At 69.9% G+C, this 19,668-nt stretch carries 19 protein-coding genes; all 19 read left to right on the top strand.

The genetic code is table 11. The features are described 5' to 3' along the window. Nucleotides 1–244: 244 nt before the first annotated feature. Nucleotides 245–1,552 carry a homoserine dehydrogenase gene (locus G447_RS0110245; RefSeq protein ID WP_026430984.1) on the top strand — a complete coding sequence of 436 codons (1,308 nt, stop codon included), beginning with the start codon at nt 245–247 and terminating at the stop codon, nt 1,550–1,552. Between the two features lies 1 nt (nt 1,553). Continuing rightward, entirely contained in the window at nt 1,554–2,501 is a 948-nt protein-coding gene (gene thrB, locus G447_RS0110250; protein WP_026430985.1) for a homoserine kinase, read from the top strand. A gap of 604 nt (nt 2,502–3,105) precedes the next feature. Then, complete coding sequence (gene rho, locus G447_RS0110255; protein ID WP_026430986.1) at nt 3,106–4,869, top strand: transcription termination factor Rho; 1,764 nt, start codon at nt 3,106–3,108, stop codon at nt 4,867–4,869. Nucleotides 4,870–5,894: 1,025 nt separating this feature from the next. Next, the gene (locus tag G447_RS0110260) at nt 5,895–7,553 is read left to right on the top strand and encodes a DUF5129 domain-containing protein (RefSeq protein WP_026430987.1); all 1,659 of its coding nucleotides are present in this window, start codon (nt 5,895–5,897) and stop codon (nt 7,551–7,553) included. 223 nt (nt 7,554–7,776) lie between these two features. After that, nucleotides 7,777–7,998 (top strand): 50S ribosomal protein L31, encoded by a 222-nt coding sequence (rpmE, locus tag G447_RS0110265; RefSeq protein WP_005869222.1) that lies wholly within the window; start codon nt 7,777–7,779, stop codon nt 7,996–7,998. 85 nt (nt 7,999–8,083) lie between these two features. After that, entirely contained in the window at nt 8,084–9,184 is a 1,101-nt protein-coding gene (gene prfA / locus G447_RS0110270; protein WP_005869254.1) for a peptide chain release factor 1, read from the top strand. Beyond that, nucleotides 9,181–10,062: a N5-glutamine methyltransferase family protein gene (locus tag G447_RS0110275; protein ID WP_026430988.1), complete on the top strand. Its 882-nt coding sequence runs from the start codon at nt 9,181–9,183 to the stop codon at nt 10,060–10,062. Before prfA ends, G447_RS0110275 begins: the two co-directional genes overlap by 4 nt. Beyond that, nucleotides 10,059–10,745 (top strand): L-threonylcarbamoyladenylate synthase, encoded by a 687-nt coding sequence (locus G447_RS0110280; protein WP_026430989.1) that lies wholly within the window; start codon nt 10,059–10,061, stop codon nt 10,743–10,745. The genes G447_RS0110275 and G447_RS0110280 overlap by 4 nt, the downstream gene beginning before the upstream one ends. Continuing rightward, nucleotides 10,742–11,857 carry a glycosyltransferase family 4 protein gene (locus tag G447_RS0110285; protein ID WP_026430990.1) on the top strand — a complete coding sequence of 372 codons (1,116 nt, stop codon included), beginning with the start codon at nt 10,742–10,744 and terminating at the stop codon, nt 11,855–11,857. The genes G447_RS0110280 and G447_RS0110285 overlap by 4 nt, the downstream gene beginning before the upstream one ends. Then, nucleotides 11,854–12,126, top strand: a complete 273-nt coding sequence (locus G447_RS0110290) for a hypothetical protein (protein ID WP_005869240.1) — start codon at nt 11,854–11,856, stop codon at nt 12,124–12,126. The genes G447_RS0110285 and G447_RS0110290 overlap by 4 nt, the downstream gene beginning before the upstream one ends. Before the next feature lie 79 nt (nt 12,127–12,205). After that, complete coding sequence (gene atpB / locus G447_RS0110295) at nt 12,206–13,105, top strand: F0F1 ATP synthase subunit A (RefSeq protein WP_026430991.1); 900 nt, start codon at nt 12,206–12,208, stop codon at nt 13,103–13,105. A gap of 52 nt (nt 13,106–13,157) precedes the next feature. Beyond that, entirely contained in the window at nt 13,158–13,367 is a 210-nt protein-coding gene (gene atpE, locus G447_RS0110300) for an ATP synthase F0 subunit C (protein ID WP_005869233.1), read from the top strand. Between the two features lie 5 nt (nt 13,368–13,372). Next, entirely contained in the window at nt 13,373–13,933 is a 561-nt protein-coding gene (locus tag G447_RS0110305) for a F0F1 ATP synthase subunit B (protein ID WP_005869217.1), read from the top strand. Beyond that, nucleotides 13,930–14,748: an ATP synthase F1 subunit delta gene (atpH, locus tag G447_RS0110310; RefSeq protein WP_005869249.1), complete on the top strand. Its 819-nt coding sequence runs from the start codon at nt 13,930–13,932 to the stop codon at nt 14,746–14,748. The genes G447_RS0110305 and atpH overlap by 4 nt, the downstream gene beginning before the upstream one ends. Nucleotides 14,749–14,792: 44 nt before the next feature. Continuing rightward, the gene (gene atpA / locus G447_RS0110315; protein WP_005869226.1) at nt 14,793–16,442 is read left to right on the top strand and encodes a F0F1 ATP synthase subunit alpha; all 1,650 of its coding nucleotides are present in this window, start codon (nt 14,793–14,795) and stop codon (nt 16,440–16,442) included. Between the two features lie 3 nt (nt 16,443–16,445). After that, a complete protein-coding gene (locus tag G447_RS0110320) occupies nt 16,446–17,375 on the top strand; it encodes a F0F1 ATP synthase subunit gamma (RefSeq protein WP_005869244.1) in 930 nt (309 codons plus the stop codon). A gap of 25 nt (nt 17,376–17,400) precedes the next feature. Further along, the gene (gene atpD / locus G447_RS0110325; protein ID WP_005869224.1) at nt 17,401–18,849 is read left to right on the top strand and encodes a F0F1 ATP synthase subunit beta; all 1,449 of its coding nucleotides are present in this window, start codon (nt 17,401–17,403) and stop codon (nt 18,847–18,849) included. Then, nucleotides 18,849–19,124: a F0F1 ATP synthase subunit delta/epsilon gene (locus G447_RS0110330; RefSeq protein WP_005869216.1), complete on the top strand. Its 276-nt coding sequence runs from the start codon at nt 18,849–18,851 to the stop codon at nt 19,122–19,124. The genes atpD and G447_RS0110330 overlap by 1 nt, the downstream gene beginning before the upstream one ends. A gap of 27 nt (nt 19,125–19,151) precedes the next feature. Next, nucleotides 19,152–19,553, top strand: coding sequence for a DUF2550 family protein (locus G447_RS0110335; RefSeq protein ID WP_026430992.1), 402 nt, complete (start codon nt 19,152–19,154; stop codon nt 19,551–19,553). Nucleotides 19,554–19,668 lie beyond the last annotated feature (115 nt).

Raw genomic sequence — 19,668 nt, forward strand, 5'->3', positions numbered from 1 at the left:
CTGGTTGCACCGGAATGTGGTGCCTGGGCCTATTGTCCTACGGGACTTTGGTTGCGATCAAGAGGTGTCAGCCCGTGACGCATGCGCTATGTCTCACTCCGTCGAGGGCGGTGGGAAGGAAGACCAAAAGCTGGGACTAAGGTCCCTGGTCAGCGCGTGGGCACCATTATGGGAGCGTGCCCGCTTCCTCTTAAACTAGGGGCGAGAGCCCAGTCGTGCCGCCCGAGGAGAATGGAGACAACCTGTGACACGCCCGCTTCCTGAACTGACCGTCGGCATCCTAGGAGCCGGAACCGTCGGCAGCCAGGTCATCCGAATCCTCGAATCCTCGAGCGCGGACTTCGCCCAGCGCTCCGGTGCCGGGCTCTCCATCGGCGCCGTCCTGGTCCGCGACCCCGGCGCCCCCCGCGACGTGGAGATCGACCCCGCCCTGCTCACCACCGATCCCGCCGCGGCCATCGACGGGATGGACCTGGTCGTCGAACTCATCGGCGGCATCGAACCGGCCCGTACCCTGGTGCTGCGCGCCCTGCGCCAGGGGGCCTCCGTGGTCACGGGGAACAAGGCTCTGCTCGCCGCCCACGGCCCCGAGTTGTACGAGGCCGCCGCCGCCTCGGGCGCCGACCTGTACTACGAGGCCGCCGTCGCCGGCGCAGTCCCCGTCGTCTACGGCCTGCGCGAGTCCCTGGCCGGCGATCGGATCACCAAAGTCATGGGCATCGTCAACGGGACCACCAACTTCATCCTCGACGCGATGGACTCCCAGGGCCTTGGGTACGCCGACGCGCTGGCCGAGGCGCAGCGCCTGGGGTACGCCGAGGCCGATCCCGCCGCCGACGTCGAGGGCCTCGACGCGGCTGCGAAGTGCTCGATCCTGGCGTCGCTGGCCTTCCACACCCGGGTCGGCATCGACGACGTCGAGGTCGAGGGGATCACCCGTGTCACCGCCGAGGACATGGCCCAAGCCCGCAGGGAGGGGCGCGTGATCAAACTGCTCGCCATTGCGGAGCGGCGCACCGGAGACGATGGGCGCGAGGGCGTGAGCATGCGCGTCCACCCCGCCCAGATCCCCGCCGACCACCCCCTGGCCAGCGTCGACGGCGCTTTCAACGCCATCGTGGTCGAGGGCGAGGCCGCCGGGCGCCTCATGTTCTACGGCCAGGGCGCGGGAGGCGCGCCCACAGCCTCGGCCGTCCTCTCCGACGTGGTCGCCGCTGCGCACCACCGCGCCTACGGGGGGCACGCGCCCCGGGAGTCCGTCTACGCCCATCTGCCGGTCCTCGACCCCGGCTGCGCCCGCACCCGGTACCACGTGCGCATGCGGGTCGAGGACAGCATCGGCGTCCTGGCGGACGTGGCAGGCGTCTTCGCGGGCCACGGCGCATCCATCCAGGCGGTGAGTCAGCACGACGACTCCGAGCCCGGGGCGTGCTCGCTCATCGTCACCACCCACATGGCGCGCGAGGCGGATCTGCGCGCGGTCGTGCGCGCCCTCGGGCACTGCGCATCCGTGCGCGAGATCGTCTCGGCCATCCGCGTGGAGGGCGACTGAGATGAGGGTGCGCGAAGACCGCGTCGCGGTGGCGGTGCCCGCGACGACGGCGAACCTGGGTCCTGGCTTCGACTCCATGGGGATGGCGCTGGACCTGTGGGACGAGGTCGTGGTCCACGCGACGACCAGGGCGACCTCGGTCGTCGTCGAGGGGGAGGGCGCCGACGATGTGGAGAAGGGCGACGACAACCTGATCGTGCGCGCCCTGCGCCTGGCGCTCGACCGCGTGGGCGCCCCCCAGGTCGGCATTCGCATGCACTGCACGAACCGGATCCCCCATTCGCGGGGGCTGGGGTCCTCCGCCAGCGCCATCGTCGCCGGGGTGGTCGCGGCCCGCGCCCTGATCGGCGACCCGTCGGTGCTCACCCCCGACGAAGTCCTCGATATCGGCACGGAGATGGAAGGGCACCCCGATAACGTCGCCCCCGCTGTGCTGGGGGGCGCCACCATTGCATGGATGGGCCTGGAGGGCACGGTCAAGCGTGCCAGGGCGGTGCGCCTCGATCCGCCGGACATTATCCGGCCTGTCGCGTTCATCCCCGATTTCGAGCTGAAAACCAGTGCCGCGCGTGCCGCACTGTCCTCTTCCGTGCCCCACGCCGACGCCTGCTTCAACGTCTCGCGCGCCGCACTGCTGTCGGCCCTGCTGGCGGGGGCCTCGTCGGAGGCGGGGCAGGGGCCCCTGCACGGACTGCTCATGGACGCCACCGAGGACCGCCTCCACCAGGACGCGCGCCGCCCGGCGATGGAGCCCTCGCTGGCCCTGGTGGACTGGCTCAGGGGCGCTGGGATGGCGGCGGTCGTGTCGGGGGCGGGCCCCACGGTGCTGTCGCTGGAGGACGTTGATCCGCAGATCTGCGAGGACGCGCGGAAGGCTGGCTGGCGCGTCCTGCCGCTGCCGGTGGCCGCAACGGGCGCGCGCATCACGCAGGGGCGCCTCGCCGAGTGAGGGGCCGGGCCGCCGCGCGCCTGCACCAGCGCATCGCGCGGGGCCCGGTTGGCCGTCCGGGGCGCGGCCGGGATCGTCCTGGGGCCCGGTTGGGGGCGTCCAGGGGTCCGGTTGGTCGTCCGGGGGGCGACTGGGATCGTCCAGTGCGCCTTGTCCCCACGTCGGCCAGCAGGGGCCGTCCGGGAGCGGCCGGGATCGTCCAGGGGCGCTCCTGCGTCCTCCCGGTGGCCTTCCTCTGTTCTGGCCCACGCGACCGGGCCGAGGCCCACGCGACCGGGCCGAGGCCCACGCGCGCGCCGCCCCCGACGGGCATTCCGCTGACTTCTGGCCCGTCGAGTGCGGGAGCACAGGGGCGGTGAACCGGCTTAACGCATGGTCGGCGCGTGTGACTTAATGCGCAACTGGTGCGCATGGGGCATACGCGTCGACAGTTGCGTGTGTATATTGCTACTATCCAGCGTAGACGCGGTGCGGTTCGCCGCATTCAGTCTTTCTGCGCGCATCGACGCACATCCGGCGCGCACCCTTCACCCCGGAATTTAGGATTCGCGGATTCCTGGGACTTCACTCCGCCCTCCAAGGGCGCATTCAGTAAGGATCCTTCGTGAGCAACGAAACATCCGCCGAAGCAACGACCCAGTCGCTGAAGGCCATGAAGCTGCCTGAACTCAAGGCGCTCGCCCAAAGCCGCGGCCTCAAGGGAATCTCCCAGCTGCGCAAACCCCAACTCGTCGAGTTGCTGAGCAACGACGCTCGCCCCGCCCCCGAACCCTCCGCATCCAAGGCCACTGCATCCGCGCAGAACCCCGCTCCTGGGACTGAACCGGCCTCCGCTCCCGCGCAGGACGCGGCAGCCGAGGCCGTGCCCGCCCCTCAGGAGGAGGGGAGTGGCGCGGAAGGGGAACAGGACGACGCGGCGCGCGCCTCGTCGCGCCCCCGCCGCTCGCGCAGGCGGCGCGCCGTGACCCAGGGCGCCGTTGAGCCCGCCCGCGTCACCATCGACCTGCCCCCCACCACCAAGGAGGCCGGGGCGGACGCCGGGCCCAGTGCGGTGGGGGCCATCCTCGACATCGAACTGCCCGAGGGCGACAACACCGCCGAGACCCAGCGCGAGCGCCGCGAGCAGCCCCGTAGGCGCAAACTCGAGCGCTCCGAGCGGATCTCCAACCGCGAGCGGCGCGAGCGCGGCGACCGCCAGGACCGCGGCCAGAGGGGCGGGCGCGAGGGCGGCGACGACCAGTTGGCGCCCATCGCCGGCATCCTCGACGTCCAGGAGAACCACGCTTTCGTGCGCACATCCGGCTACCTGCCGGGGTCCAACGACGTCTACGTGACCCTGGGCAACGTGCGCCGCTGGGGGCTGCGCGCCGGGGACGCCGTCGCGGGCGCCGTGCGGCTGCCCCGCGAAGGCGAGCGCCAGCGCCAGAAGTACAACGCCCTCGTTCGCGTCGACTCCGTCAACGGCATGACCCCGGAGGAGGCCAAGTCCCGGCGCGAGTTCGGCAAGCTCACGCCCCTGTACCCCTCCGAGCAGCTGCGCATGGAGACCTCCGCGAAGGCGTACACGCCCCGCGTCATCGACCTGGTCGCCCCCGTGGGCAAGGGCCAGCGCGGCCTCATCGTCTCCCCGCCCAAGGCCGGCAAGACGATGATCATCCAGCAGATCGCGAAGGCCATCGAGCTCAACAACCCCGAGGTCCACCTCATGGTCGTCCTCGTGGACGAGCGCCCCGAAGAGGTCACCGACATGCGGTCGATCGTCAAGGGCGAGGTCATCGCCTCCACATTCGACCGCCCGGCCTCCGACCACACGACCGTCGCCGAGCTGGCCATCGAACGCGCCAAGCGCCTCGTCGAACTCGGCCAGGACGTCGTCGTGCTGCTGGACTCCCTGACCCGCCTGTCGCGCGCCTACAACCTGGCCGCGCCGGCCTCGGGGCGCATCCTCTCCGGTGGCGTCGACGCCTCCGCCCTGTACCCGCCGAAGAAGTTCTTCGGCGCCGCCCGCAACCTCAAGGAGGGCGGCTCCCTGACGATCATCGCCTCCGCGCTGGTGGAGACGGGCTCGAAGATGGACGAGGTCATCTTCGAGGAGTTCAAGGGGACCGGCAACATGGAGCTGCGCCTGTCGCGCCAGTTGGCCGACCGCCGCATCTTCCCCGCCATCGACGTCAACGCGTCGGGCACGCGCCGCGAGGAGATGCTCTTCAAGCCCGAGGAGCTGCGGATCATGTGGAAACTGCGCCGTGTCCTGGGCACTCTCGACCAGCAGTCCGGTCTGGAACTGGTTCTCGACAAACTCAAGGAGACCCAGTCGAACGCCGAGTTCCTCATGCTCGTCCAGAAGACGACGCCATCGGTGGAGTGAGGCGCCCCGCCCTTCCCGCTGCCCCCGCCCGGTCGACCGGGCGGGGGCCCAGCATCGGAGTGGGCAACGGGTCAGCAGGGTGGGCAATGGGAGCAGCTTCTCCGCAGTCGAGCACTGCTGGGGTGGGTGCGCTGTCGCATTGGGGTAGGTTACGGTGCATTGGGGCAGGTTATTAACCTGCCCCAATGTGGGCTAACCTGCCCCAGTAGGTGGTTTCCTGCCCCAATGCCCTCCGTTGGGCTCGGGAGGGTTCCGTGGCGGGGCTGCCTTGGTCGTCCGGGCGCTCTTGGCGGAGTCGCGGAGTCAATAGCGCACCGGTCAGTGGGGAGCTCGTGGCTCTGCCTGTCCGGTTGGACCAGTCTCGTGGAGTTCTGTATTGGAAATCGGACTGGTTGGGGCTGTCCTCGTCTCGTTGGGCGCGCTTGGCCGAGTCATGTATTGGAAATCGAGGTGTTCGGGACTGCGTGAGTGCTGCTTTACAAGCGATGTCACGGTTTCAAAGGGATACCACACTTTGCAAGCGTTATAACACTTGCAAAGTGTGGTATCGCTGTGAAAGTGGCGGTATCGCTGTGAAAACGGGACCCGCGGCACCCCCGGGAGCATGGTGGCCACAACGGGCAGGGAACCACTCATTGGGGCAGGCAAATTGCCTATCCCAATGCACCGTTGCCCGCCCCGATGCGGGAAGGCGTGCGCCGTGGCAGGGGGGGCGGCTGGGTTCTTGCTCCACGCTGGTCGGACTGCCGGGGACTGCGCCCTGATGCGGGAAGGCGTGCGCCGGCGAGCGCGCCTATCGCGTCGGCGAGTAGCCTCATCGCGCGGCGAGCCCGCACCTCTGAATACGGGGTGCCGGTGGAGCAGGTGGTCACGGCCTTCCGGTCGCGCGGCGAGCCCGCACCTCTGAAATCGCGCGGCGAACCCGCACCCCCGAATACGGGCCGGGGCCAGGGCCTGCGCGGCGGTGGTGGATCTTGTTGCAGAGCCCGCACCTCCGAATACGGGGGGCGGTAGAATCAAGCACTATGATCGACTACGTCGGCCAAATCCCAGGCCAATCGAAGGATCCCGCCAAGGAAGCCAAGAAGCGCTGGCGCGTCGTGCGCGCCTTCCTCAGGCTGCTCGTGGCCTTCGCGCTCCTGGCGCCCCTCGTGTGGATCTGGGTCGGCCTGGCGGGCAACCGCGGAATGGGCCACGCCGCCCCCACTGGCGTCGAGGTCTACGACCAGGCCGGAGTCCTCGACCAGGACCTCTTGTCCCGGGAGACCAACGCCATGGAGTTCGCCAAGCCCTCCAGGGTCGTCTACCTCACCCTCGCCGAGGTGCCCACGGGCAACTTCAACGAGGCGGTGCTCACCTTCGCCCGCAACAACCCGCAACTCGGGCTCATCGACGGGGCGAACCCGGACAAGTGGGCATCGGGCACCCTGATCTTCGCGGTAGCTCCAAAACAGCGGGAGGCCGCCACCTACCGCGGTGAGGACCGCGATCCGGGCGAATCCGTGGGGGAGGACACCCTCGACGCCATGCGCGCCGAGTTCAAGGGCAAGAACTGGGACGCGGGAATGCTCGCTGGGGCGCGCGCCATTGCGCCCCACGCGGGGGCGTTCCACGTGTCCGGCTCGGGGCACTTCTTCAGTATCATCGGCGCTCTCATCGGCCTGGGCGAGATCTGGGTGTTCGCCTCGAATCCGCGGAAGACCGCCCGCGCCAAGCGCGATTTCGACCTCCACCTGGGCAATGTCGACAGGGACAGGGCCACGACGGAGGCGGCGCTTGCGGCCATACCCCCGGGCTCGCGGTACGGTGCCATCGTCGAGGAGCGCTTCGCCCACTACAAGAACGAGATCGCCAGGCTCGCCGAGAGCAGGCCGGATGCCGATGTTCGCGGTGCGCTGCGCTTCTCAGTGCCCGCGCGCAACGACGCCAAGGCGCTCGCCTCCGCGGCCAAGGAGCTCGACCTCAGCGACGACGCCATCGTCTCCGCCTCCGACTTCTTCAGCATGCGGGGCGATTGGGAGGGGGCGTGGGCGAACGAGATCGGCCCGGTCATGGAGGATCTCAACTCGCTCGAAGAGCTGGTCGATACCGTTACCGACGAGATCAAGACCGCTGAGGCGCGCGCCAGCCGCGATGGGATCATACGCTGGATCAGGACGCAAACGAACGCCATCATGGGGATGCGCGAGCAGCTGCGCGACGGTACGACCACCCCCGACGAGGCGCTCGCAGGCCTCGACGCCATCAGCGAGCAGACCCGCTCGTGCGCAGTCGATGTCATCAACGCCTCCCTGGACGCCGACACGTCCGAGTACTCGTGGAAACGGCGGCTGCGCTGGCAGAAGGCCCAGACCAAGCCGCCGGAGGACGACATGGCGGAACCGGACGGCGCCTACAAGCTCAACGGGGAGTTCATCGACTACGACCCCAGCCGAACGATCCGCCCGAACTTCTCCGTGCCGGGCGTCGCCGAGCTGAAGATGGCCGGATTCGGCCAGGCCCAGGGCAGCGGGAGCGTCCCGGTCTTCGTGCCGCTGAGCATGATGAACGGAAGGTACTACGACGAGCACTCGTGGACGCCCTCGTCGTCCTCGTCATCCTCGTCGTCGACCTCGGTGGGCAGCGGCAGCTACGGCTCCTCCGGCGGCAGTTTCTCCGGATCGGGCAATTCGGGCTCGTTCTGAGGGCCAGCGCCGCCCGGGCTGTACGAGGTTTCGCGCACAGCACAGCGCGCGCGTGGACCCGGCCGCCCCGGGCGTGCCATAATGGCGCGTCGGCTTTCCGGTTCACCGGCATGCCCCAGGCGCCAGGGCCCTGCGGTCCAGGCGCGCTGGAAAGCGGCCCCCGTAAGATGCGGGGGGCGCCGCGTGTCCGGACCCGGGGCATCAAACGATCCAGGAGAAACCCATGAAGAAGGGCATCCACCCCGAATACGTGGACACCGTCGTGACCTGCACCTGCGGCAACTCGTTCCACACCCGCTCCACTATCGCGTCGGGCCAGATGCGCGTGGACGTGTGCTCGGCCTGCCACCCGTTCTACACGGGCAAGCAGAAGATCCTCGACACCGGCGGCCGCGTCGCCCGATTCGAGGCCCGCTATGGCAAGCGCGTGCGTCCCAAGAAGTGAGCCGTCCGCGCAGGACCCCGGCGCTGCGGCGCCCGCGCCCCCGGGCGGTGGGCCGCCGCAGCGCTTTTCTCACACGAGGAGCATGATGAACCAGCCCCACGACGACCTCGCGTCCCTGGAGCCCCTGCTGGCGGAGTACGCCGAGGTCGAACAGGACATGGCATCCCCGGCCACCCTGGCCGATCCCGCGCGCCTGCGCCGCGTGGGGCGCAGGTACGCCAAACTCGGCAGGGTCAAAGCCGCGGCCGACCGATTGGCCGCGGCGCGCGACGACCTGGGCGCGGCCCGCGAGATCGCCGCGGAGGACCCCTCCTTCGCCCCGGAGGTACCCGCCCTGGAGGAGGAAGCGGCCGCAGCCCACGAGGCGCTGATGCGGATCCTGGCGCCGCGCGACCCGCAGGACGCCCTCAACGCCATCCTCGAGATCAAAGCGGGGGAGGGGGGCGAGGAGTCCGCGCTCTTCGCCTCCGACCTTGCCCGCATGTACGCCCGCTACGCGGAGGCGCACGGCTGGAGCGTCACCGAAATGAGCGCGACCCACACGGAGCTCGGCGGCTTCAAGGACGTGACCCTCGCAATCCGTGCCAAGGGCAGCCCCGCGCCCGACGAGGGCGTGTGGGCCCACCTCAAGTACGAGGGCGGAGTCCACCGCGTCCAGCGCGTCCCGGTCACCGAATCGGCGGGCCGCATCCACACGAGCGCCGTCGGCGTGTTCGCCATGCCCGAGATCGAAGACGACGAGGACATCGTCATCGACCCGAACGACCTGCGCATCGACGTCTACCGTTCGAGCGGCCCGGGAGGCCAGTCGGTCAACACCACCGACTCGGCGGTGCGCATCACGCACCTGCCCTCCGGCATTGTCGTGTCGATGCAGAACGAGAAGTCCCAACTGCAGAACAAGGAGGCGGCGCTACGGGTGCTCGCCTCGCGCCTGGCCGCCGAGGCGCGCGCCAAGAAAGAGGCCGAGGCCTCGGCCCAGCGCCTCTCCCAGGTGCGCACCGTCGACCGCTCCGAGAGGATCCGCACCTACAACTTCCCGGAGAACAGGATCGCCGACCACCGCACGGGCTTCAAGGCCCACAACCTCGACCAGGTGCTCGACGGCGCCCTGGACCCCGTGATCGCCTCGCTGCGGGAGGCCGACGAAGCCGAAAGACTCGCCCGGGCGACCTCGGCGCCGTGACAGTCCACAGCACTGCGCCGCGCGCCCTCGTGGACTGGGCGGCGCGGGAGCTGTCCGCAGCCGGGGTCGACAGTCCCGCAGCGGAAGCCCGCGCACTGGTCGAATGGGCGTGCGGCGCCGACTCCCTGTGGTCCGCCCCGCCCCTGCTCGCCCCGGACGATGTGGAGCGCCTGCGCGGCGCCGTCAGCGCCCGCGCCCGGCGCGTCCCCCTGCAGCACATCACCGGGCGCATGCACTTCCGCGCCCTCGCCCTGCAAGCCGCGCCAGGCGTCTTCGTCGTGCGCCCAGAGACGGAGTGCGTCGCCCAGGCCGCCATCGACCGCGCCCGCCTGGCTGTGGGCCGCAGGGGCTCGGCGACCGTGGTCGACCTGTGCTCCGGCTCGGGCGCCATCGCCATCGCGGTGGCCACCGAGGTCCCCGGCTGCCGCGTCTGGGCGGTCGAGGCCGACGAGGCGGCGGCGCGCCTGGCCGCCTCGAACATCGCCTCCCTGGCTCCGGGGCGCGTGGAGCTCCTGCTCGCTGACGCCACCGACGGAGCCACCCTGGCCCACCTCGACGGGAGCGCCGACGTCGTCGTGTCCAACCCCCCCTACGTGCCCGCCGACGAGATGCCCGACCAGCCCGAGGCGCTGGCCGACCCCGCCGGGGCGCTCTACGGGGGCAGCCCCGACGGGACCGCCGTCCCCCGCCTCGTCGCGCGACGGGCCCTGGGCCTCCTGGCGCCCGGGGGCGCGCTCGTCATGGAGCACTCGCCCTCCCAGTCGGCCGCGATGCGCCGCGCCGCCGGGTCCCTGGGGTACTGTGGCGCCTCCACCCACCGCGATCTGGCAGGGCGGGACCGCTACCTCGTCGCCGAGCGCCCCGGCGTGACACAATGAGCACGATGAACACCACGCCCACGATCGTCGCCTGCGCGCCCCGGTGGGCCGCGCCCGACCTGGACAAGGCGCGGCTGGCGGCCGCCTCGGGCGCCCTCCTGGTCATTCCCACCGACACCGTCTACGGCATCGGGGCGGATGCGGCGAACCCCGGCGCCGTCGCGCGCCTGCTCGCCGTGAAGGGCAGGGGAAGGCAGATGCCGCCGCCCGTGCTCGTCGCGGACGCGGACTCCATCGACAGGCTGTGCGCGGACGTGCCGGAGGCGGCCCGGCGCCTCGCGCGCGCGCACTGGCCGGGCCCCCTCACCCTGGTCCTACGCGCCCGCGACGGCCTCGGCTGGGACCTGGGGGACACGGGGGGCACCATCGCGCTGCGCGTGCCCGACCACCCCGGGGCGCTCGCCCTGCTGCGCGCGACCGGCCCGATGGCGGTCACCAGTGCCAACACCACGGGACAGCCGCCGGCCACCACCATCGACCAGGCGGTCGCCTACTTCGGTGACGCCGTCGGCCTCTACGTGGACGCCGGGCCCACCGCCTCGTCCACGCCGTCCACGATCGTCGCCTTCACCGGCGGGGCGGCGCGCATCCTGCGCCACGGGGCGCTCGGGGCGGACGGCATCGCCGCCCTGGCCCCGCTCGAGCCGGAGGACCGCCCTGGGGAAGGGGACAACGCCCGATGAAGGTCTACCTGCTGCTCATGTGCGTGGCGATCGCACTCACCCTGCTCGTGACGCCACTGGTGCGCTTCGTGTGCCTCAAGTGGGGCATCGTTCCCCAGCTGCGCAGCCGCGATCTGCAGGCCACGCCCATCCCGCGCCTGGGGGGCGTGGCCATGACCATCGCCCTGATCATCACGATGCTCATCGCCAGCCGCATCCCCTACATGGCGCCCTTGTTCACGACGGCGATCCCCTGGTCCGTGATGACGGCGGCAGCGGGTATGTGCGCCCTGGGGGTCATCGACGACATCATCGAACTCGACTGGATGGCCAAGCTGGCCGGTCAGATCCTCATCACCGGGGGCATGGCGCTGGGCGGGGTCCAACTGGTCACCTTCCCGATCTTCGGGGTCACCATCGGCTCGTCGCGCCTGTCGCTCTTCGCCACGGTGTTCATCGTCGTGGGCATCATCAACGCCGTGAACTTCATCGACGGGCTCGACGGTCTGGCCGCCGGCATGATCGCCATCGGAGCAGGCGCGTTCTTCGTCTACTCCTACGCGATCACGCGGCTCATGGGCGCGGCCTCCTACGCCACCGTAGCCTCGTTGATCGTCATCGCCCTGGTGGGGGTGTGCACCGGGTTCCTGTGGTTCAACTTCCACCCCTCGTCGATCATGATGGGCGGAGGCGCGGAGACGATGGGCCTGGTGCTGGCCGCGGGCGGCATCATAGTGACGGGCCAGATCGACCCGTCGCTGCTGGGCAAGCAGCAGATACTCGTCGGCCTGCTGCCCATCCTGCTGCCCCTGGCGGTCATATTCATGCCGGTCCTCGACCTCGTCGTCACCTCGATCCGCCGCATGCGCAAGGGCAAGAGCCCCTTCATGGCGGACAGGAGCCACTTCCACGACCGCCTCATGGTGGCGGGGCACTCCCACAGGCGCGTCGTCGCGATCCTGTGGATGTGGACCGCCATCGTGTGCCTGCCCGCCGTCGGCCTGCTCACCTTCGACTGGTGGCGGGTCCTCATCACCACGGCCGGAGCGGTCGGCGTGGGGATCGTCGTCACCATGCGCGAGTTCCCGGGAGTCAAACGCATCCGCGCCCGAGGCGCACAGGAGGGCCGATGAGCTACGTCCTCGCCCTGGCCGTCGTCGTCCTCGTCGTCGTCGCGCAGTGGTTCTTCACGAGGCGCGCCATGGTGGACCGCGCCCACTTCGCCGCGTGGGTGGGGGGCGGCTACGCCGCCAAGATCCTCCTGCTCTCACTGGGGCTCTACCTGCCCCGGGCCCTCGGCGTCGACGTGCGCGCGGCCGCCATCGGCGCCATCGTCGCGATCATCGTCGCGAGCGCGGGAGAGGCGGTCGTCATGGCCAGGATGGGGCGCCGCGGCGATTGAGGCGCTGCCCCTGCGCCCACGCCCCCTGGAAACTTCCTGGTAGAATGGGGTCCTGCGGTTAGCCCCGCGCGCATTGATGATGTCCACCCCGAGGAGGCATCCCCTGTCTGCCGAATCCGCGCCGAAGGCCCCGGCCACGCGCAAACCCCGCTGGTACTGGGTGTGCCTCGCCCTGCTGGTCGCCGTGATCGCGGCGACCGCGGTCCCCGCTTTCTCGGACGACCCCCACCAGCCCTCCATCGACGACTTCTTCGAACCCGCCATCTTCGGCGAGGGGACCGTGTTCGAGTTCAACCGCCTCACGCTGGCCCGCCTCATCATGGGCCTGCTGGTGTGCCTGGTGCTCATGCTGGTCGCCCGCCGTGCGTCGCTGGTGCCCTCGCGCGGCCAGATGGCCGTCGAGGCCGTCGCCGGGTACATCAGGAGCAACGTCGCCCTGGAGATGCTGGGCAACAAGAACGGGCGCAAGTTCGCGGGGTTCATCGGCTTCCTCTTCTTCGGGGTCCTCGCGATGAACATCGCCGGCGTCCTGCCCGGTATCAATATCGCGGCCTCCTCAGTGGTCGCCGTGCCGCTGGTGTTCGCCGTCATCTCCTACGCCACCTTCATCGGCGCGGGCATCGCGAAGCAAGGGGCGGGTGGATTCTTCAGGTCGCAACTCTTCCCCCCGGGGCTTCCGTGGCCGATCTACTTCCTCATCACGCCGATCGAGTTCCTCTCGACCTTCGTGGTGCGTCCGGTCACGCTGACGCTGCGTCTCCTGTGCAATATGGTCTCCGGGCACCTGCTGCTCGGTATGACCTACTTCGGCACAGCGGCGCTGCTCCACCAGCTCACGGCCCTGTCCGCGGCGGGCGCCTTCACCGGGGCCGCGATGTTCGTCATGACCGCCTTCGAGGTCTTCGTCGCCTTCCTGCAGGCGTACATTTTTACGATCCTGTCCACCGTCTACATCAAGTTGTCCATCGAGCATCACTGATCCTCGATCCGATCCCAACGCCTTCCGGCGTTGCAACCAAAAGGAAACACATATGGGAACCGCAGCATTCGCCTACCTGGGATACGCCCTGGCCACCCTCGGCCCGGCGCTGGGCATCGGACTCCTGGTCGGTAAGACCCAGGACGCGACCGCTCGTCAGCCCGAGGTCGCCGGCAGGCTCTTCACGAACATGATCATCGGCGCCGGCATGGTCGAGGCCCTGGGCCTCATCGGCTTCGTCCTGCCCCTCATCGTCCGCTGACCGCCATGTTCCACGTCCTCGCCGCGGCGCAGGAGAAGGGCGGCATCGCCGTCATCCTGCCGCCGCCTTACGAGATCTTCTGGTCCGCCGTCGTCCTCCTCGTCGTGCTGCTGCTCGTCGGCAGGTTCGCCCTGCCCCGGATCTACCGGGTCATGGACGAGCGCGCGGCGAAGATCGAGGAGGGCCTGGGCGCGGCGGAGAAAGCGAAGGCCGACCAGGCGGCCGCCGCGCGCGAGCGCGACGCCGTCCTGCGCGACGCCAATGCCGAGGCCCACGAGATCCGTGAGCGCGCCAACGAGGAGGCGAAATCCATCGTCGCGGCTGGCCGCGCCGAGGCCCAGGACGAGGCCAACCGCATCCTCGAGGTCGCCCAGCGCCAGATCCTGGCCGAGAAGCAGGCGGCGCAGATCTCGCTGCGCGCCGAGGTCGGGCTGCTGGCCAGTGAGCTCGCCGAGAAGATCATCGGGGAGCAGCTGCGCGACACCGCGCTCACAAGCCGCGTCGTCGACCGTTTCCTCGACGAGCTCGAGGAGGACACGAACGCGGCACGGGGCGGCGCGCGATGACGGCGGTCCGCACGATCGAATCGGTGCCCTACTCGCGCGTCCTCGCCGACGCGCTGGCCGTGCCCGGCACTGACACGATGCGCGTCGCGGAGGACTTCTTCGGCCTCGCCGACATCGTGAAGGCGGACCAGAAGCTCGCCCGCGCGCTCACCGACCCCTCTAGAAGCGCCTCCGACAAGCGCGCGCTCGTGCGGACCGCATTCGGCCCCCACGTCACCGCGGCCACATCCTCCGTCGTCGCCGCCATGGCCTCCGACCACTGGACCAGGCCGGAGGACGTCGACGCCGCCCTTGAGGTCCTGGGCATCCTCGCCGTCCTCAACGACGCTCTCGGGCACAACGCGCTCGACGATGTGCGGGAGGAGCTGTTCCAGGTCCGCTACTTCCTGCAGAACACCCGCGACCTGCGCGTGAGGCTGTCGGACCTGCGCCTCGGCGACGAGCACGAGCGCGGCGACCTGGCCAGCGCCGTCTTCGCCTCCCGCGTCAGCTCCTGGACGATGCGCCTCATCCGCCGCGCCGTCGGACGCAGCCACCACGGGCGCCTGCTGCACAACCTCCGGCGCTACGCCGCGTGGGCGGCGACCATGCAGGACCGCCTCTTCGTCACCGTCGCCACGGCCCACCCCATGAGCGACACCCAGGTGGAGCGCCTGCGCTCGATCCTGTCCAAGCGCTTCGGCGCCGCGATCGACCTGGCGATCTCGATCGACCCCGATGTCATCGGAGGGTTCGTCCTGCGCGCCGGATCCACGGCCGTCGACGCGACGGTGCGGACCCGCCTGGCCGACGCTCGGGCCCGGATCGTGGTCTGACACGCAATGCGAACACATCAATTCTACGGAAGTAAGGAAGGCTAATGGCTGACCTCAGCATCTCCCCGGAGGAGATCCGCGGAGCCCTTGACTCCTTCATGGAGTCGTACCGCCCGGCCCAGGTGGCCACCGAGGAAGTCGGCCACGTCATCGAGACCGCCGACGGCATCGCGCACATCGAGGGCCTGCCCGGCACTATGGCGAACGAACTGCTGCGCTTCGACGACGGGACGCTGGGCCTGGCCATGAACCTCGACCAGCGCGAGATCGGCGCGGTCATCCTGGGCGACTTCGGCGGCATCGAGGAGGGGCAGGCCGTCCACCGCACGGGCGAGGTGCTCTCAGTCCCCGTCGGCGAGGGGTACCTGGGGCGCACCGTCGACCCGCTGGGGCGCCCCATTGACGGGCTCGGGGAGATCGCCGCCGTCGAGGGACGGCGCGCCCTGGAGCTGCAAGCCCCCGGCGTCATGATGCGCAAGAGCGTCCACGAGCCGCTGGCGACCGGATTGAAGGCCATCGACTCGATGATCCCCGTCGGCCGCGGCCAGCGCCAGCTCATCATCGGCGACCGCAAGACCGGCAAGACCGCCATCGCCCTGGACACCATCCTCAACCAGCGCGACAACTGGAAGAGCGGCGACCCGGACAAGCAGGTGCGCTGCATCTACGTGGCGATCGGCCAGAAGGGCTCGACCATCGCGTCGGTGCGCTCGACGCTGGAGGACGCGGGAGCGATGGAGTACACGACCATCGTCGCCTCCCCCGCCTCGGACCCCGCCGGCTACAAGTACATGGCGCCCTACACGGGCTCCGCCATCGGCCAGCACTGGATGTACCAGGGCAAGCACGTGCTCATCGTCTTCGACGACCTGTCCAAGCAGGCCGAGGCCTACCGCGCCGTGTCGCTGCTGCTGCGCCGCCCGCCGGGGCGCGAGGCCTACCCCGGTGACGTCTTCTACCTGCACTCGCGCCTGCTGGAGCGCTGTGCCAAGCTCTCCGACGAGCTCGGCGGGGGCTCGATGACGGGTCTGCCCATCATCGAGACCAAGGCCAACGACGTGTCGGCCTACATCCCCACGAACGTCATCTCCATCACCGACGGGCAGATCTTCTTGCAGTCCGACCTGTTCAACGCCAACCAGCGCCCCGCGGTCGACGTCGGGATCTCAGTGTCGCGCGTGGGCGGCGACGCCCAGCCCAAGGCCATGAAGAAGGTCGCGGGCACGCTCAAGCTCACCCTCGCCCAGTACCGCTCCATGGCGGCGTTCGCGATGTTCGCCTCCGACCTGGACGCGGCGACCCGGCGCCAGCTCACCCGGGGCGAGCGCCTTATGGAACTGCTCAAACAGCCCCAATCGACGCCCTACCCGTTGGAGGAGCAGGTCGCGTCCATCTGGACGGGCACCCACGGCTACCTCGACGACCTGGAGGTCACGGACGTCCTCGCCTTCGAGCGCGCGCTCCTGGACCACCTGCGCGCCAACTCGGGCGTCCTGGACGAGATCGCCTCCACGGGGGACCTGTCCGCCCAGACCGAGGACGCCCTCAAGGAGGCCGTCGAGGGCTTCCACTCCCAGTGGATCATCGCCGGGCGCGGCGCCTCCGGGCTCGACGAGGGCGAGGTCGAGGCCGAGCGCGTGCGCGAGGAGATCACGCGCGCCCGTCCGGCCGGGGCAGCGGAAGCGAAGGCCTGACCCGTGGGCGGGCAGCAGAGGATCTACAAGCAGCGCATCGCCTCGACGATGACGCTGGCCAAGGTCTTCCGCGCGATGGAGATGATCGCCGCGTCCCGCATCGGCGCGGCGCGGCGCGCGGCGACAGAGGCGGGCCCCTACGAGAAGGCGCTCACCCAGGCGGTCGCCGCGGTCGCGATCCACACGGACCTGGACCACCCCCTCACCCGGGAGCGCGCGGACACGACGCGTGTCGCAGTGCTGGTCGTCGCCTCGGACAGGGGCATGGCGGGCGCCTACGCCGCCACCATCCTGCGCGAGTCCGAGAAACTCATCGCGGACCTGGAGTCGGGGGGGTACGAGCCGGTCATCTACACCTTCGGGCGCAGGGCAGCGGCGTACTTCCGCTTCCGCTCGGTGCCCATCGAGCGGGCCTGGGAGGGGGAGTCGGACGCTCCCACCATCGAAACGACCCGGGAGGTGGCCGCCGAACTGCTCGGCCGTTTCCTGGACAAGGACCCCGCCGCGGGCGTCGGATCCGTGCACTTGGTGTACACGCGCTTCAACAACGTGATGAGCCAGGTGCCCGAGGTGCGCCAGATGCTGCCCCTGTCCGTGGTGGACTCCCCGCACGCCGACCAGGAGCGCGAGGCGGAGCGGGGGTTCCACGACGACCCGGCCGCGTCCTTCCCGGAGTACGAGTTCATCCCCTCCGCCGAGGCTGTGCTCGACGTGCTGCTGCCCCTGTACGTCGAGTCGCGCATCCACAACGTGCTCCTGCAGTCCGCGGCCTCTGAGCTGGCCTCCCGCCAACGCGCCATGCACACGGCCACGGACAACGCCGAAGAGCTCATCACGAAGTACACGCGCCTGGCGAACTCGGCCCGCCAGGCGGAAATCACCCAGGAGATCACGGAGATCGTGGGCGGGGCCGACGCATTGAACGCGGGCTGAGCCCCTTTCGACACGGAGAACAACCATGACACAAGAAACCCCCATCGCGGAAGGGCGCGTCGCCCGAGTCGTCGGCCCCGTGGTCGACGTCGAGTTCCCGCCCGATCGCATCCCGCCGCTGTACAACGCCCTGCTGGTCGATGTGGATCTCTCCGGCCAGGGCGAGGACGAGGGCTCCTTCACGATGACCCTCGAGGTCGCCCAGCACCTGGGCGGGAACCTCGTCCGCGCCATCGCCCTCAAACCGACCGACGGGCTCGTGCGCGGCGCGAAGGTCACCGACACGGGATCGGCGATCACGGTCCCCGTCGGCGACGTGACCAAGGGCCACGTCTTCAACGTCACCGGTGACGTCCTCAACCTCAAGGAGGGGGAGTCCCTGGAGATCAAGGAGCGGTGGCCCATCCACCGCCAGCCCCCCGCCTTCGACCAGCTCGAGGCCCGCACGAAGATGTTCGAGACGGGCATCAAGGTCATCGACCTGCTCACCCCCTACGTGCAGGGCGGGAAGATCGGCCTCTTCGGCGGCGCGGGCGTGGGCAAGACCGTGCTCATCCAGGAGATGATCCAGCGCGTCGCCCAGGACCACGGCGGCGTCTCCGTGTTCGCCGGCGTGGGCGAGCGCACCCGCGAGGGCAACGACCTCATCAAGGAGATGGGCGAGGCCGGAGTCTTCGACAAGACCGCGCTGGTGTTCGGCCAGATGGACGAGCCGCCGGGCACGCGACTGCGGATCGCGCTCACGGGCCTGACGATGGCGGAGTACTTCCGCGATGTCCAGCACCAGGACGTGCTGCTGTTCATCGACAACATCTTCCGCTTCACCCAGGCCGGATCCGAGGTGTCCACGCTGCTGGGCCGGATGCCCTCGGCCGTGGGCTACCAGCCCAACCTGGCCGACGAGATGGGCCAGCTCCAGGAGCGCATCACCTCTGCGGGGGGCCACTCCATCACTTCCCTGCAGGCGATCTACGTGCCAGCCGACGACTACACGGACCCGGCGCCGGCCACGACCTTCGCCCACTTGGACGCGACGACGGAGCTGTCCCGCGAGATCGCGGCCAAGGGCATCTACCCGGCGGTGGACCCCCTGGCCTCGACATCGCGGATCCTGGATCCCGCCCTGGTGGGGCGCGAGCACTACGACGTCGCCACGCACGTCAAGGCGATCCTGCAGAAGAACAAGGAGCTCCAAGACATCATCGCCATCCTCGGCGTCGACGAGCTGAGCGAGGACGACAAGGTGGCCGTGGCGCGCGCCCGCCGCATCGAGCAGTTCCTCTCCCAGAACATGTACATGGCTGAGAAGTTCACGGGCGTCCCCGGCTCGACGGTTCCCCTGTCGGAGACCGTCGAGGCGTTCAAGCGCATCGCGGAGGGCCGCTACGACGAAGTGCCCGAGCAAGCGTTCTACAACTGCGGCGGCATCGACGACCTCGAGCGCAACTGGCACGAGTTGCAGAAGGACGCCTGATGGCGTCGGCGAACCACCTGCAGGTCGAGGTCGTCTCCCACGAGGGGAGGCTGTGGCACGGGAACGCCCTGGCGGTCCGGGTGCCGGGGATCGATGGCTCCCTCGGCATCCTGCCGGGCCGTCAGCCCCTGCTCGCGCAACTGGCGGTCGGCCGCGTCCACGTGGATGTCGCCGACGGCCAGATGGTCTTCGAGGTCAACGGCGGCTTCGCCTCGGTCGACTCCGATTTCGTAACCGTTGTGGCTGACCACGCGTCGGTGGTGCCCCAGGACTAGGCGCGCCGCGCGCCGCAGGAGGATGTGATGAGACCTTTCCACGTGATCGTGTGGACACTGGTGATCCTCCTGCTGTGCGGCGCGTGCCTGTGGGCGTACCTCAACGTCCGCGCGCGCAGGCTCTCGCGGCGCGTGGGCGCGTTCCAGTGCTGGTCCCGCCCCGACATGCACTCGGGCTGGACGGCGGGCATCGGCGTCTACGGCGTGGAGACCCTGTCGTGGTACCGGCTGATGGGGCTGCGGCCCTCGCCCGTGTACTCGCTGCCGCGCCGTGGGCTCGAGGTGTCCGCTCCGATCGCGCGCAGCGCCGACGGCGGCGTGGTCGAGGTGCGCCTGGCGCACGGGGACCACCGCTACGAGGTCGCCGTGCAGCGCGAGACGTACAACGGCCTCGTGTCGTGGGTGGAGTCCGGTCCGCCCCACATGTGAGGGCAGGGGCCGGCCCGAGCCCGGAGTCCGCCTCGCCGTGCTGCACAACCTGCCCGAGCCCGGAGTCCGCCTCCTCACAGCCCCCGAGGTCGCTCCTGCGCGCCCCGCAGGGGGC

This window comes from Schaalia georgiae DSM 6843, from assembly GCF_000429245.1.
Lineage (GTDB): Bacteria > Actinomycetota > Actinomycetes > Actinomycetales > Actinomycetaceae > Pauljensenia > Pauljensenia georgiae.